This is a genomic window from Microbulbifer maximicatervae (SeqCode) (assembly GCF_052468095.1).
The window spans coordinates 1933569-1947821 of sequence record NZ_CP174332.1 but is presented as its reverse complement, the minus strand read 5'-3'; the positions used below and the strand labels follow the sequence as shown (position 1 = coordinate 1947821).

17 protein-coding genes are annotated in these 14253 nt (G+C 51.4%); all 17 read right to left on the bottom strand.

Annotated features, from left to right (window positions below; genetic code table 11):
- Positions 1-27 precede the first annotated feature (27 nt).
- Positions 28-1053 (bottom strand): D-cysteine desulfhydrase family protein, encoded by a 1026-nt coding sequence (locus ACJJIL_RS08415; RefSeq protein WP_445361675.1) that lies wholly within the window; start codon positions 1051-1053, stop codon positions 28-30.
- Between the two features lie 363 nt (positions 1054-1416).
- The gene (gene yajC, locus ACJJIL_RS08410; protein ID WP_282932486.1) at positions 1417-1749 is read right to left on the bottom strand and encodes a preprotein translocase subunit YajC; all 333 of its coding nucleotides are present in this window, start codon (positions 1747-1749) and stop codon (positions 1417-1419) included.
- Positions 1750-1860: 111 nt separating this feature from the next.
- A complete protein-coding gene (locus tag ACJJIL_RS08405) occupies positions 1861-2307 on the bottom strand; it encodes a helix-turn-helix domain-containing protein (protein ID WP_020415217.1) in 447 nt (148 codons plus the stop codon).
- A 416-nt stretch (positions 2308-2723) separates the two neighbouring features.
- A complete protein-coding gene (gene bcp / locus ACJJIL_RS08400; RefSeq protein WP_282932483.1) occupies positions 2724-3200 on the bottom strand; it encodes a thioredoxin-dependent thiol peroxidase in 477 nt (158 codons plus the stop codon).
- An 83-nt stretch (positions 3201-3283) separates the two neighbouring features.
- Positions 3284-3922 (bottom strand): DUF2244 domain-containing protein, encoded by a 639-nt coding sequence (locus tag ACJJIL_RS08395; protein ID WP_413662277.1) that lies wholly within the window; start codon positions 3920-3922, stop codon positions 3284-3286.
- Between the two features lie 72 nt (positions 3923-3994).
- Positions 3995-4975, bottom strand: a complete 981-nt coding sequence (locus tag ACJJIL_RS08390) for a malate dehydrogenase (RefSeq protein ID WP_282932481.1) — start codon at positions 4973-4975, stop codon at positions 3995-3997.
- 133 nt (positions 4976-5108) lie between these two features.
- The gene (locus ACJJIL_RS08385; RefSeq protein ID WP_445362000.1) at positions 5109-5732 is read right to left on the bottom strand and encodes a dUTP diphosphatase; all 624 of its coding nucleotides are present in this window, start codon (positions 5730-5732) and stop codon (positions 5109-5111) included.
- A 27-nt stretch (positions 5733-5759) separates the two neighbouring features.
- Positions 5760-6536 carry a TatD family hydrolase gene (locus tag ACJJIL_RS08380; RefSeq protein WP_445361674.1) on the bottom strand — a complete coding sequence of 259 codons (777 nt, stop codon included), beginning with the start codon at positions 6534-6536 and terminating at the stop codon, positions 5760-5762.
- A 7-nt stretch (positions 6537-6543) separates the two neighbouring features.
- Positions 6544-6897: a PilZ domain-containing protein gene (locus tag ACJJIL_RS08375; protein ID WP_413662279.1), complete on the bottom strand. Its 354-nt coding sequence runs from the start codon at positions 6895-6897 to the stop codon at positions 6544-6546.
- Between the two features lie 104 nt (positions 6898-7001).
- The gene (locus tag ACJJIL_RS08370; protein WP_444917470.1) at positions 7002-8027 is read right to left on the bottom strand and encodes a DNA polymerase III subunit delta'; all 1026 of its coding nucleotides are present in this window, start codon (positions 8025-8027) and stop codon (positions 7002-7004) included.
- A 47-nt stretch (positions 8028-8074) separates the two neighbouring features.
- Complete coding sequence (gene tmk, locus ACJJIL_RS08365) at positions 8075-8695, bottom strand: dTMP kinase (protein ID WP_282932477.1); 621 nt, start codon at positions 8693-8695, stop codon at positions 8075-8077.
- Positions 8695-9759: an endolytic transglycosylase MltG gene (gene mltG / locus ACJJIL_RS08360; protein WP_445361673.1), complete on the bottom strand. Its 1065-nt coding sequence runs from the start codon at positions 9757-9759 to the stop codon at positions 8695-8697. Before mltG ends, tmk begins: the two co-directional genes overlap by 1 nt.
- A complete protein-coding gene (locus tag ACJJIL_RS08355) occupies positions 9756-10526 on the bottom strand; it encodes an aminotransferase class IV (protein ID WP_444896975.1) in 771 nt (256 codons plus the stop codon). Before ACJJIL_RS08355 ends, mltG begins: the two co-directional genes overlap by 4 nt.
- A gap of 45 nt (positions 10527-10571) precedes the next feature.
- A complete protein-coding gene (fabF, locus tag ACJJIL_RS08350) occupies positions 10572-11813 on the bottom strand; it encodes a beta-ketoacyl-ACP synthase II (protein WP_413662282.1) in 1242 nt (413 codons plus the stop codon).
- 191 nt (positions 11814-12004) lie between these two features.
- Complete coding sequence (acpP, locus tag ACJJIL_RS08345; protein WP_020415205.1) at positions 12005-12241, bottom strand: acyl carrier protein; 237 nt, start codon at positions 12239-12241, stop codon at positions 12005-12007.
- Positions 12242-12466: 225 nt separating this feature from the next.
- The gene (fabG, locus tag ACJJIL_RS08340) at positions 12467-13210 is read right to left on the bottom strand and encodes a 3-oxoacyl-ACP reductase FabG (RefSeq protein ID WP_282934677.1); all 744 of its coding nucleotides are present in this window, start codon (positions 13208-13210) and stop codon (positions 12467-12469) included.
- Between the two features lie 56 nt (positions 13211-13266).
- Complete coding sequence (fabD, locus tag ACJJIL_RS08335; RefSeq protein ID WP_444957916.1) at positions 13267-14211, bottom strand: ACP S-malonyltransferase; 945 nt, start codon at positions 14209-14211, stop codon at positions 13267-13269.
- Positions 14212-14253 lie beyond the last annotated feature (42 nt).

Below are 14253 nucleotides of genomic sequence, written 5' to 3'. Positions count from 1 at the left end.
ACGCGGCACGAGAACAGTAATGTCGTATTATTCGGCCACTGGGAAGAAGTGAGTTCGGTGGGGGAAGAGGCCAAATTGCCCTCCGGTATGAATAAAAACCAGGTTATCTGAGCCCTGGTAATTTCCTTTTTTTAACTCCTGTAACAGACCATGAAATGCTTTGCCGGTGTAGACAGGATCGAGAAGAATCCCCTCCAGGCAAGCCAACTCTTTAATAGTTTGGTAAACCTCTGGCTCCGCCACCCCGTAAGCGGGACCTTTATAGTCGGCATTAACCAAAATCTTGAGGGACTCCAAATCAAGCGATACGCCAGACTGTGCCATCCACTGCGAAATATCCTCACGCACTTTCACTTGGAAATAATTTGCACTGTCGCAAACGGCGAAACCCGTAACATTCGTACCGGCTTCCAGCAAGTGGCACCCCAAGGTCAAACCCGCTTGGGTCCCACCGCTGCCAGTAGCGCATAAAATATGATCAGGCGAGAAGCCCCTATCTGCACAGTCTGCCAATAATTCCTGAGAGGCCGAAATATAACCCCAGATGCCTAAACCGTCGCTGGCGCCAGTGGGGATACAGAAAGACCTCTGCCCTCTGGACAGATACTCAGCAGCCCAGCTGTCAAAGAGGCTTTGTAAATTCCGGGAGTATTCCTCCGGTGAGTAAACCGCAATTTCAGCACCTGCCAACTCATCCAGTAAAAGGTTGCCATCGGGATTTGCAGTGCGCTTGCCACGTAAAATCAACTGAACCTTAAACCCCAATCGAGCCCCCACCAATGCAGTGGTGCGGCAATGATTGGATTGCACTCCGCCACAAGTGATCAAAACCTGAGCCCCTTGGGCCCGGGCCTCAGCGGCAACAAACTCTAGCTTGCGCAGTTTATTTCCCGACATGCCGGACTCGGTAAGATCATCTCTCTTTATCCAAATCCTGGGCCCTCCATAAGGAAGGGAGTAAAGATCACTGATTCGGTCTAACGACTGCAGAGGTGTGGGCAGGTTCGCCAGGCGCAACCGCTTAGGCAACTCTATTGGCAGGCTCTTAAGCACGGTGAATTAAACCTGTTATGTCTAATTATTAGTTTTATCGATGTGACTCAGTAAGAGGACACCTCTAGCAAAAAGTTTCCGCAGAGATAGAACCAAGCTTGCTGAGTAAGCGGATAGAGGACTAGCTTTGAAAAATGAACATAAGCATGCCTTTCAGTGCTATTTATTGCTTTTTGCCTAACCTGTTTTTTTATTGAAAAATTAATCAGACAAATTAGTCCAGCCTTTGATTAATTCCGCAATTTTTCTGTGGGCTTTCAAGGCACAATAAATACTGCCCGCGCAAAAATAGTAACCAAAAAAAAGCCCGGCAATTGCCAGGCTTTTTTAGTTACGACATTCAAAGATAAACCCTGAATAGGATTAGATCTTTTTAATCGTACCTTTGGGTAATACTGCGTGCACAGCTACTTTTTGGAACTTCAAAGACATGCTGTCTGCAACTTCCAATACGATGTAGTCCTCATCGACCTTGTCGACGCGGCCCAGCATCCCGCTGCTCATTACAACTTCGTCACCCTTTTTCAGGGCGCCAACCAGCTCTTGGTGCTCTTTCTGGCGCTTGCGCTGTGGGCGAATAATAAAAAACCACATGAATGCAAACAAACCCGCAAACATCAGCAGGGTTATCATCGGATTACCCTGTGCTGCCGGCGCCGCTTCCTGTGCCATGGCGGAGGGGATAAAAAAGCTCATGCAAAACCTCAAAGAGTCAGCCTATTAAATTGCCGCCAACTCTAACGGGTTTGCCCCGCCGAGGCAACGGATTGGGCCGATCCCATAGAGACCGGCCAAACCAATCCACACTCAGAACCTCTGGCGGACCTGTCGGCGGTAGCCAGTGGGAGACATCCCGGTCCAGCGTTTGAACGCGCTGGTAAAACTGGTTCGATCAGAGAAATCGAGAATTCGTGAGATTCCATCAACGCTCAGCGCAGTATCTTTGAGGAAATGCACCGCGTGACGAAAACGAACATGGTCACGTAAAGATGCAAAACTGAGGTTGTGTTCCTGCAACCGGCGTTGCAGAGTCCGGGTGGACATACTTAGGTCGGACGCTACCGGGCGAATAGCGAGAGAGGCCTTACCGATACGCTGCTCCAGCACATCTATTACCCGTGCGGCAATACCAAAACTGGTTGCTTCGGGGGGGGCCAGCAGCTGGTCGAGAATATTCGGGTCTCCGGATATTCTGGCCTGCTGAAGTGATTTGTCTTCAGAGAGCGAAGTCTGGTCGGGCTGAGTATGGTTCATCGAGCTGCTCCTATTGAGTTCCGTGAGCCGCAGTTATTTTTCTATGTCCGCATCCAGCGAATCCCGGTTGCCCCTGCCCACACCAACACAACATCAACTTCGGCGGACGACTACGTGATGCGGGATGCACCAAAAAACAGACATCGAATCCTTCACAGAGATGTACAATTTTTAAACTAACCGCTCCGGCAATTCCCGCAGAGAGACTCTCTCTAGCCGGCGCACCTTTCCTTTACAACTGCCAGTATAGACCAAGAATTAAGAAAGCAAGGGGCGACAGTGCTTTTTTTCATCTTATTGTGTACCAAGGGCCAAAAATACTTACTTTCGGTACCCACATGTCGCCTTTGAGTCCGAAAGGTAGGGGCTACAGCAGACCAAGCACCAGTCCAGCCCCGCCCCTCAGAGTCTGGCAATTAATCCAGGTTCTCGCCAATCCAATTCAAAACATCAGTGTCATGGGTCTTGGTTTTAACTTTGTCGATAATATGGCGAAGGCGCCCACTCTTATCGATAATAAAAGTTGTTCGCAGAAGCCCCATGTACTCCTTACCCATAAATTTCTTCAAGCCCCAGCAGCCATATTTATCAGCAATCTTGTGTTCTTCATCAGACAGCAAATCAAAATTCAGTTCGTGCTTGTCGATAAAGCGCTGCAACTTTGCTTCTGGATCCGGGCTCACCCCCAACACAACAGTATTGGCTTTTTTAAATTCAGCCGCACTATCGCGAATCCCACATGCCTGAGTGGTACAACCGGGGGTAAGTGCTTTCGGGTAAAAGTAGAGGACGACATTACTTTTGTCACGAAAATCCTTAAGTGACACTTTCTCGCCACTTTGGTTGGTCAGCGTAAAAGCCGGAGCCAAATTACCGATCTTCGGAAAAGCCATCTGATATCCCCTGTGGAACAGTTAAGAGTAAAGCGGGGATTATAGCGAAAAGAAACAAACGAGACGCCAGTTCTATAGAGAAATCAGAACTGCTGCAGACGAAACTCTTTCTCTTTCCTGGCACAAATGCCAAAACGACCTAACTTCTGCACCAGCTCCGCCTTTTCAGCTTCGGTGAGGAACTCCCCGACTTCAAGGCACCCCTCAGGACCACTAAAGTTTACCGAAGCCATTTCGGTAGCACTGCTCCCCATCCTTACGAGTACTGCCAACTTATCGCGAGCGAACTCCCGGTGATACACCGTTTGCTGCCTGAACCCCTTACAGCAATCCAGAATTACCAACTCCTCATTGATGCGTATTACTTCTCTGCGGGTCCCTTCGAGGTACACGTAGGTAAACAGGATGCCCAGCAGGATCATTTCAAGCCCGGCAAAGGGAAGAATCATCCAGGCTCCCGCCATCGCAAAAGCGAGGCTGATTCCAAGGGATACCCCAACCAGGGAGAAAAACACCCACAGATTGCCGGAGAGGGACAGGGACTGGTTAGGCTGCAGCAGGATACAGGCGCAACGGGCGGTGTTGCGGCCAACTTCAGTGACCATAGCAGGGACATCCGGCAGATATATAAAATCAGTGTAGTGCCGATGGCGGCAGCTCACACGAAGATACTGACCGGGAAAGTTTCCTGGTCCGGGCCGGGGTTTACAAAATTCAGGCATAAAAAAACCCACACCTCAGTGTGGGTTTTTGGGAGAGGCCTGCGGCCAAGGCCTGGGACCTGTCACTCCCTATTACGGCAGCAGGTGTGCTACTGCATCACGCTCTTCCGCCAGCTCCTGCTCGGTAGCAGACATTTTCTCGCGGGAGAAGTCGTTGATGTCGACGCCTTGAACAATTTCCCAGTCGCCATCTTTGCAAGTGCAAGGGAAAGAGTAAATCAGGCCTTCCTGAATACCGTAAGAACCATCGCTGAATACAGCCATGCTGGTCCAGTCACCTTCAGCGGTACCCAGAGCCCAATCGCGCATATGGTCGATGGCAGCGTTGGCAGCGGAAGCCGCAGAGGAAGCACCACGCGCCTTGATGATAGCTGCACCGCGCTGTTGAACAGTCGGGATGAAGTCGTTTTCGTACCACTCCTGCTCCACTTTATCCATGGCTGCAGCACCGGAAACCTTCACTTGGTGCAGGTCTGGGTACTGAGTGGAAGAGTGGTTGCCCCAAATGGTCATATGGGTGATGTCGTTAACGCTGGAATCAGTTTTGTTTGCCAGCTGAGACAGAGCGCGGTTGTGATCCAGACGGGTCATCGCGGTGAAGTTACGCGGGTCCAGGTCTGGCGCATTGCGCTGAGCGATCAGGGCATTGGTATTAGCCGGGTTGCCAACAACCAGTACTTTTACGTTACGAGAAGCAACGTCGTTCAGGGCTTTACCCTGTGCAGAGAAGATAGCAGCGTTAGCTTCCAGCAGGTCCTTACGCTCCATACCCGGTCCACGGGGACGCGCGCCTACCAGCAAAGCGTAATCTGCATCTTTGAACGCAACAGTAGCATCATCGGACTGAACGATACCCGCGAGCAGCGGGAAAGCGCAGTCTTCAAGCTCCATAGCAACGCCTTTCAGCGCTTCCAATGCCGGAGTGATTTCCAGCAATTGCAGAATAACCGGCTGATCTTTGCCCAGCATTTCGCCAGAGGCGATGCGGAACAGCAACGAATAGCTAATCTGACCGGCAGCGCCGGTAACAGCAACACGTACAGGTGCTTTCACGATAGTTCTCCCTCGTTTGTAAGCGGCCGCATTATAGGGCCTCGCGAGTAAATTTCATCTTACACAAGCGAAATAGCGGCTCAATTTGTATGACAAAACCTCTCAGACTGTATTGGACACTCTTTGCGAGTGTTTATGTCAGCGCCAATTCCCGGTAACGCGCCTGCAGTGCCTTGTAAACCTGGTCACTGTAATCAGCAGTAGATGAGTCCAAAAGTCCGGCAATTTCCGCTAGGTGTTCATTGTCTTCACGGCCCGCCCAGTTTTTTACATAGCTGCCATCTTTGTAGCCGTTATCCTGACGGAATCGGTTGAGTACATTTTTACCAACATATCGCTGGTACAACTCAGCAAAAGACATTTCTGCATCGGCCAATAGTTGAGCAAAGCCAGCAACATCAAACTGTTTAGTGGCCAGGGTGTTCAAGGTGAAAGACTCGAGGTTTTCACGGAAATCACCCGCCGTACGCTCGGAACCGGCAAACTCCTTCAGCATGATCTCAGCCACTTCCTGCGGAGAGCCTTTTTGCAATTCAAGGCTCAAACCAAAATGCCAGATATCCACCAATTCAAGCTTCACCTGATCCATTTCTGGAAGTTGCTTCTTCCACCACTTCCAACCGTAATGGTCTAACAACTCTGCACTTTCTACCCAAATAGCGCGGTACCAGGCAAAGTTTTGCTCACGCCAGTTTTCATTTACTACTGTATTAATCTGGTCTTGCAGAGTCAGCATGACTTGCAACTGCTGCTTCATCATAGGGGAACATCCAATAGACCCGGATCAAACTGCCCGGGGGAATAATCTGAAAAAGTTTTCTGAGGTGATTTCGGCCAGCTCTTCGTAGGGAATACCGCGTAAATCAGCGATAAATTCTGCCACTTCACGCACATAGGCCGGAATATTGGGCTTACCCCGATAGGGCACTGGAGCCAAATAAGGGGAGTCAGTCTCAACGAGCAACCGATCCAAAGGCAGCCTGCGGGCGACATCCCGCAGCTCTTCGGCATTTTTAAAGGTCACGATGCCGGACAAAGAAATATAATAATTGAGATCCAGGGCAGCCTTGGCCATATCCCAGCTCTCGGTAAAACAGTGCAGAACACCTGCAGTATTGGTATTACCGTGCTCTTTAATGAGAGCGATAGTATCTTCCCGCGCATCTCTCGTATGCACAATAACCGGAAGCTCTGCCTGCCCTGCCGCTTTCAGGTGTGCAATAAAGCTCTGCTGCTGGATTTCCTGGGTGTCAGTGCTGTAGTAGTAATCCAGGCCTGTCTCCCCCAATGCAACAACATTGGGCTGGTTAGCCATTTCTACCAGTCGCTCAACATCCGCCATGCCAGAGTCGACATCCAGCGGGTGCACCCCAACGGAACAGACTACGTCCTCATGGCGGGATGCGATTTCAACAACCGCATCGGCATTTTCCAAACTGATACCGACACAGAGGAACTTGCCAACACCGCGACTGCGGGCCAGGTCCAATACAGCATCCAGATCGCCATCAAATTTATCGAGCTTAAGTCTGTCCAGGTGACAGTGAGAATCAACAAGCATTAGAGAGTTACAACGTATGGGTTGGGCGGCTGGATTCTAAGGTTCCCGCCAAGTGGGTTTCAATCTTGTTTTGCGCGATATTGTCCTTATCGCCAAATTGAACTCCGATTCCGGGAGTGCGGTTGCCTTGAGCACCATTGGGGGTAATCCAGATCACTTTACCGGCAACCGGAATCTTTTCCGGCTCATCCATTAAGCTCAGAAGCAGAAAAACCTCATCGCCAAGGTTGTACGATTTATCCGTACTGATAAACAAGCCACCATTCTTTACGAAGGGCATATAGGCCGCATAGAGCACAGATTTATCCTGGATTTTCAGTGACAGGATGCCGTTGCGGGCACCGCCTCCCATGGCTTTCATGGACAACCTCAATGTTTATATTTCTAAATGATGCGCTAACTTATCTAAGCCCGCTGCCTGTGTCCAGGCAACGTCAATTGCCCTACCCGACTTGTGCAAGACGCCTAAGCAAAAAGCTTCGCCCAACGAATAAATAATTCTTCCAGCAGCAAACGACGATTGGGGTTAGCTGTGCCCAGTAACCCTTTCCGCGCCTGAAGCAAATGATCGTAGAACGCAAATACTGGCTGCAAGCTTTGCTCACTCGACCCTGGCAACCTCTGCAAAAGAACCATTAGCTGGGCATCTCCACTGAGATCACAACTGCGAATCTGCACCATCTGGGTTAACCAGTGCTGCCAAAAAAGCAGTAGTTGAACCAATTCAATACCCTCGGCCGGTGTTTCCCAACGGCCCGCTGTAGAGACTGAACTTGCCGTACCCTGAGCTACAGCAACCAAATCTTTAAAAAACTGCTCGCGTACTTCTCTCGACTTGGGCTCGGCCAGCTCCGCCGCCAATAATGGTGCCCCGCCTGCCAGAGTTAAGACACGCTGTGCCAGCGGCTCTTCCAGCCCATTGCTGTATAGCCACTGTAACGCCACCTCTCCAGTTGGGGGCGGAAAAGCTATAGATTGACAGCGACTTCGAATGGTTGGCAAAAGGCCTGTGGGGGCATCGGTGATCAACACAAAGATAACGGAGGGTGCCGGCTCTTCCAGGTTTTTCAACAGGGCATTGGCTGCGTTGACATTCATCGCCTCCGCTGGCGACAAACAAACCAGACGCGCCCCGCCCCGCCCACTGGTGCGGGAAACAAAGTTGCCCAGCTGACGGATCTGTTCCACTTTCAGTGGGCCACCGGGCTTTTCAGGTTCAACTTGTAGGAAATCAGGATGCGAGCCAGCCATCCACAACCGACAATCCTTACACTCTCCACAGGCCTGACCTGCCCTCGGTTGTTCACATAGGGCCAACGCGGTAAAAGCAGCCGCGAATTGTCGCTTTCCCAACCCCTCCGGGCCAGTCAGCAGCAAAGCGTGCGGGCAGCGGCCCGCCTGCAACTGCAACCCCAACCGCTGCCATTGTTCGGAGTGCCAGGGAAGAGGTACCGGTATCGATTTATACTCAAAAGTTTCAGGCACAGACATCAGCCACAATTCTTATCATTTAAAAATAGATTCTGGGGCAAGATAGCTTAAAGCAACAGCTCCAATTGCTTGGCTAGATCCATCTGCACCTGTTCCAGAGATTGGCCGGCATCCACAACCGCGTAACGGGCAGGCGCAGCTTCAGCTCGATCGCGATAAGCCGCACGCACCCGCTGAAAAAACTCCAGGTGCTCACTCTCAAACCGATCCGCTTCCCCAGTGCGTGCAGCTCGCTGTAGCCCCACTTCTGGGTCGAGATCCAATAAAAGCACTTTATCTGGGCGCAAATCCCCTTGAACTGTCTGCTCCAACTGCTCGATCAACTGTCGATCCAGTCTGCGACCACCGCCTTGGTAGGCATAGGTTGCATCGGTGAAGCGATCACAGATCACCCAATCCCCACGTTTTAAGGCGGGCAGTATAACCTGAGACAGATGTTGCGCGCGGGCGGCAAACACCATCAATAATTCCGCCGTGGGATCAACGGATTCATCCCGTTTGGCCAATAACAGCTCGCGCAGCTGTTCTGCCAATGGGGTGCCTCCCGGCTCCCGGGTTTGGATAAAGTTAATATTGTGCTTTTTGAGCCACTCGGTGATGAAGAGTAAATTGGTAGATTTCCCCACCCCCTCTACACCCTCGAGGGTGATGAACTTGCCGTGCGACACTAATTCTTTCCTTTTGCCGGACTCGAGCGGTAATCCGCGCGCCTTTTCAGCTGATACTCCCGCACCGCACGGTTGTGCTCTGTCAGAGTCGCTGAGAAATGATGAGATCCATCCCCTTTGCCAACAAAATACAAGCTCTTGCCAGGCTTTGGATTTAAAGCGGCCCGAATTGCCGCTCGCCCAGGTAGGGCAATCGGCGTAGGGGGAAGGCCATTAATAACATAAGTATTATAAGGTGTTGCCTGGCGCAGGTGTGTACGGGTCAGATTTCCGTCAAAGTCCTCACCCAAGCCATAAATTACGGTGGGGTCTGTCTGCAAACGCATACCTTTATTGAGCCTGCGTACAAAAACACCGGCTATTTCACTGCGCTCAGATGGCTGCCCTGTCTCTTTCTCGATAATTGAAGCCATGATTAAGGCTTCATAGGGCGACTTATAGGGCAGATCATCCCCTTTTGATTGCCACTCCTCATCCAGTACCTTCTGCATCCGATCATAGGCCTGACGCAGCAGCTCAATATCTGTAGTACCGGACCGATAGACGTAAGTATCCGGGAAAATCCAACCCTCGACCTCATCTTCCTTTAAACCCAAAGCCCGGGCAGCGGCACTGACATTGCTCCCCTCTTCGGACTGAACGATTCTTTCACCGGAGCGGATTTGTCGCAGGGCCTGGCGAAAGGTCCAGCCCTCTAATAGCGTAATGCGATAGCGGGTAACTTCACCGCGATTCAGGCGTGCAATCAAGTCCCGCGCGTTACTGCCAAAGGGAACTAAATACTCGCCGGAATGGATTTCTGTTGTGCCCTCCCAATAGGCATAGGCGAGAAGTATTTGCGGCCACTGGATTATCCCTTCGCCCTGCAAGCTTCGCAGCGTTCGGGACAAACTTCCGCCCTTTTCCACCTGAAGCGTAAGCCCATCTTGTGCAATCGGCAGGGGGGATTCCAAGGCTTCCTTTGCCACGTATAGAGAGGCAACTGCAACCAAGCAGGCCAATACCAGCCCACCAAATAACAGCTTCAACACTCTCCAAGCGAAACTCGCTTGCTTTTTCTTCACCACAATTTATCCAATATCAGCTTTTGTAGCTTGCGGGTCTCGACACCCACAGGCCAATTTTTGTAACCGATTACCTCTACTACCGGTAATACACCTCGAACACTGTTGCAGAGAGCCAACTCATCGGCCTCACAGAGCTCGGAAAGCTCCATGTCTTCCTCTTGCCAGTGGATATGGCTCGAGAGCCACTGCCGCATCACACCATGAACACCACACCGGTGCAGGGATGGGGTCATCCACTTCCCACCAAATCGGGCCAGGATATTACAGCGCAGGGTTTCGATGACCCTTCCCGCCGAATCCAGCATCAATCCATCGAGAAATTGACCCACCGGCAGCTCTGCTTTTGCCGCATTATATCGGTTACGGAGTAAAGTTTTGCAGCCCTGGTTCGAATTACTACCGATCGGCAAGCTCGTCGAACAAGGGAAAAGGCTAGTGCCCACCTGCCCCTCAGCAGTTTCAATCAGCGGCCGCAGCACCAAATCCCAACATTGCTGCCCGCGCACACTGCCAACACGCAGGCGCGCAATCGCCTCAGGCCAGCGACAGCCGGCTGTCAATTTTAACGTCGACTGCTCAATTTCTCCCAGACAGGCCTCATCCAACACTCCCGAACGCTCCAGGCGAGCGCGATGGAAAGACCAAAGCGGTAGACCTTTGTTGTGACAGCGCATTGTTTCGAGGATTCCACCCGAGTAATCAGCATCATCTGGCAACTGATCAACGGCCAGCCCCCGAAAGTACATTTGAGGTAACTGGTACATGGAGCTCCCAAGGCAGGTGTGCCCACCTCGCGGTGGGCACGGGAATCAGACTCGCTTGAATATCAGTGACCCATTGGTGCCACCGAAACCAAAGGAATTGGATAGGACTGCATTGATTGCCATCGGCTGGGCCTCTTGGGGCACCAGGTTAATACCGGCACAGGCCTCATCCGGGGAGAAGAGATTGATAGTGGGGGGCGCAACCTGGTCGCGCAATGACAATACCGAGAAAACGGCTTCAATAGCACCGGCAGCCCCCAGCAGGTGACCGGTCATCGACTTGGTAGAACTCACAGCGAGGGAGTCCGTCACCCCCGCGAATACTTTTTTAACCGCCAGGATTTCAGCTGTGTCTCCCAGCAGAGTAGAAGTACCATGAGCATTGATATACTGGATATCACTTGGGCTCATACCGGAATCTCTCAAGGCATTTTCCATTGAGAGAGCAGCGCCAGCGCCATCTTCCGGAGGAGAGGTCATGTGGTGGGCATCACCGCTCATACCAAAGCCAGCTACTTCTGCATAAATCTTGGCTCCGCGAGCGATTGCATTTTCGTACTCTTCCAAAACGAGTACCGCAGACCCTTCACCCAGCACAAAACCATCACGGTCTTTATCCCAGGGACGGCTTGCTGATTGCGGATCATCATTGCGGGTGGACAGCGCCCTTGCCGCACAGAAACCGCCGAGCCCTACCGGGGTGGTAACCATTTCTGCACCACCACATACCATCACATCGGCATCACCGTGCTGAATCGCACGAACTCCGAGACCAATCGCATGGGTTCCTGTGGTACAGGCTGTTGTCACTGCCAGATTGGGGCCTTTGAGGCCATATTTAATCGAGAGGTTACCCGCAACCATATTAATGATGGCGCCAGGTACAAAGAAAGGTGATACACGGCGAGGGCCTTTTTCGGCAATCAGCAATGAATTATCTTCGATAGCCAGGATACCGCCCATACCAGAGCCAATACAGGTACCCACGCGCGGACCCAGCTCTTCGGTTACCTCCAGGCCGCTATCTTGCATAGCCTGAATACCGGCAACCAGTCCGTACTGCAAGAAAGTATCCATCTTGCGCGCTTCTTTTGCGGGCATGTATGGCGTGGGATCAAAATCCTTTACAGTAGCGGCGAAGCGGGTTGAAAAAGCCGAGACATCAAATGTCTCAATCGGAGCAGCACCATTAGCTCCCTGTAGTACCCCAGACCAAGTATCCTCTAGGGTGTTACCTAACGGGCTAACGACTCCCATTCCGGTTACAACAACTCTTCTTTGCGACACTGCGCTCCCCCCTGAAATTTTCTGCTACCGTCCTTCACCAATGTAGTTAAAAGAACAACATCCGGTCAGCAGTCACAATTCCGTAGTACCAATAACAAGAAAGCCGCGCTATGAAACATAGAACGGCTTTCAGAATCGCTCGGCTAGGTACAGCATATTGAGCTGCCCGTGCCTAAACTACCCAGCAGGAATTAACCAAGGTTATCCTTGATGTAATCCATTGCCAGCTGAACAGTAGTGATTTTTTCAGCTTCTTCATCGGGAATTTCAGTTTCGAATTCCTCTTCCAAAGCCATAACCAGCTCAACTGTGTCGAGTGAGTCAGCGCCCAGATCTTCAACAAAAGAGGCTTCAGGCTTAACGTCTTCTTCCTTAACGCCCAGTTGTTCAGCAACGATCTTTTTAACGCGCTCTTCAATGCTGCTCATGATTCAATTTAACTCCTAGTGGGTAAAAATCTGTTTTAGTCGCTATTGTTTTTCACCGTATCCAATGTTGTTGGTGATAACGACCGGCTCACACAGCTTTTGGATAATTCAGAGGCCATTGTACCCCAAGTTTTTCGGGATGTAATGTGCGGCCCCTCAACACCATCAGCAAAAACATAAATATCTCTAAAATCAATAAGTTAAAGAGACATTCTGAAACACAAACTACGCCATGTACATACCGCCATTGACATGAATTGTCTCGCCGGTGACATAGCCTCCCGCATCACTCGCCAGGAAGGAAACCACCGAAGCAATTTCTTCCGGCTTCCCGAGCCTCGCGAGAGGAATCTTACCCAGAAGCAACTCGCGTTGCGCTTCAGGCAAGACTTTTGTCATATCAGTATCAATAAAGCCGGGGGCTACGGTATTAACCGTGATTCCTCGGGAGCCCACCTCTGAAGCCAGGGAGCGGGCAAATCCTCCCACACCAGCTTTGGTCGCCGCATAATTGCTCTGACCGGCATTACCCATACTACCTACGACGGAGCTGATATTAATAATCCGCCCCCATCGCGCCTTGGTCATATCGCGCAGGCAAGCCTTACTCATGCGATAGACCGCGGTCAAATTCGTATTGACGACTGAATCCCACTCGTCATCCTTCATGCGCATCAACAAGTTGTCCTTGGTGATGCCAGCATTATTAACCAATATCGCAGGAGCACCAAACTCATTTTTTATCGCTGCATGAAGCTCGGAAATACTTTCCGCATTGCCCACATCCAGAACTTTACCAGCACCTGCGATACCGGCTTCTGCGAAGCGGGCGCTTATTTTTTCAGCACCGGATTCGCTGGTGGCAGTACCAATAACTGTGGCACCCATTCCACCGAGCATATCTGCAATTGCCGCACCAATACCGCGACTTGCACCTGTCACTAAGGCAACTTTACCCTCAAGGGACATCTGTAAGGTCATTCTCACTTATCCTTATTCGACTACTGGACTACTTTTTGAGCGATTTATACCGCTGTAGCTCGCAGAGCTTCATTAAAGTTACTGGGGCTATCGATTGCGTGACAGGAAACACTTCGGTCGACACGTTTGATCAGGCCAGATAAAACCTTACCCGGACCACACTCAACCATTTGCTCCACTCCGGAGCCAATAATTTTTTGTGCGCAGGCAGTCCAGCGAACCGGGCGATAAATCTGCTCGATCATCAGGGTCTTAATTTTTTCCGGATCCGATTCAAGCTCAGCGTGGACATTGTGCACGATGGGTATTTCCGGCGCGTTAAATTCTGTCGCCTCTATTTGAGGGGTCAGCTTTTCCGCCGCGGGACGCATCAGCTCAGTGTGGAATGGAGCACTGACCGGAAGAGGCATAGCCTTCTTTGCACCGGCAGCTTTACAGGCTTCGATGGCGCGCTGCACCGCCGCGCTACTTCCCGCAATAACAATCTGGCCGGGAGAGTTGTAATTCACCGCAGCGACTATTTCATCCTCAGCAGAAACAGCACAAGCTTCTTCGACAGCTGCATCATCAAGACCGATGATCGCAGCCATAGCGCCCTCCCCTACGGGAACCGCCTCCTGCATCAAGCGGCCGCGCTCGCGAACCAAATGAACCGCATCTTTAAATGCCAGAACGCCAGAGCACACCAGTGCTGACCACTCACCCAAACTGTGACCGGCCATGAATGCAGGCTGGGCACCGCCGCGAGAGCGCCACATGCGATAAAGGGCAACACTGGAAGTCAGTAAGAGGGGCTGGGTACGCTGGGTGAGATTAATGGCTTCCTGCTCGCCATTCTGGCACAGGTCCCAGAGGTCATAGCCGAGCACATTGGATGCTTCGGCAAAAGTGGCCTGAATTTCAGGCGCCTCTTGGGCAATCTCAGAGAGCATACCTATTTTCTGGGAACCCTGCCCCGGAAAGACAAATGCGAGTGCGGCATTGGTCATAAGATATCCTTAACCTAAATGTGGCTGATTTCAGTAAGGGAA

Coding starts and splice junctions, on each gene's coding strand:
- yajC (WP_282932486.1), bottom strand. CDS start 1,749: ATGAGCTTTTTTATCCCCTCCGCCATGGCACAGGAAGCGGCGCCGGCA.
- ACJJIL_RS08405 (WP_020415217.1), bottom strand. CDS start 2,307: ATGAACCATACTCAGCCCGACCAGACTTCGCTCTCTGAAGACAAATCA.
- bcp (WP_282932483.1), bottom strand. CDS start 3,200: ATGGCTTTTCCGAAGATCGGTAATTTGGCTCCGGCTTTTACGCTGACC.
- ACJJIL_RS08395 (WP_413662277.1), bottom strand. CDS start 3,922: ATGCCTGAATTTTGTAAACCCCGGCCCGGACCAGGAAACTTTCCCGGT.
- ACJJIL_RS08385 (WP_445362000.1), bottom strand. CDS start 5,732: ATGAAGCAGCAGTTGCAAGTCATGCTGACTCTGCAAGACCAGATTAAT.
- ACJJIL_RS08380 (WP_445361674.1), bottom strand. CDS start 6,536: ATGCTTGTTGATTCTCACTGTCACCTGGACAGACTTAAGCTCGATAAA.
- ACJJIL_RS08375 (WP_413662279.1), bottom strand. CDS start 6,897: ATGAAAGCCATGGGAGGCGGTGCCCGCAACGGCATCCTGTCACTGAAA.
- ACJJIL_RS08370 (WP_444917470.1), bottom strand. CDS start 8,027: ATGTCTGTGCCTGAAACTTTTGAGTATAAATCGATACCGGTACCTCTT.
- ACJJIL_RS08355 (WP_444896975.1), bottom strand. CDS start 10,526: ATGTACCAGTTACCTCAAATGTACTTTCGGGGGCTGGCCGTTGATCAG.
- acpP (WP_020415205.1), bottom strand. CDS start 12,241: ATGAGCAGCATTGAAGAGCGCGTTAAAAAGATCGTTGCTGAACAACTG.
- fabG (WP_282934677.1), bottom strand. CDS start 13,210: ATGTCCCTTGAGGGTAAAGTTGCCTTAGTGACAGGTGCAAGTCGCGGT.
- fabD (WP_444957916.1), bottom strand. CDS start 14,211: ATGACCAATGCCGCACTCGCATTTGTCTTTCCGGGGCAGGGTTCCCAG.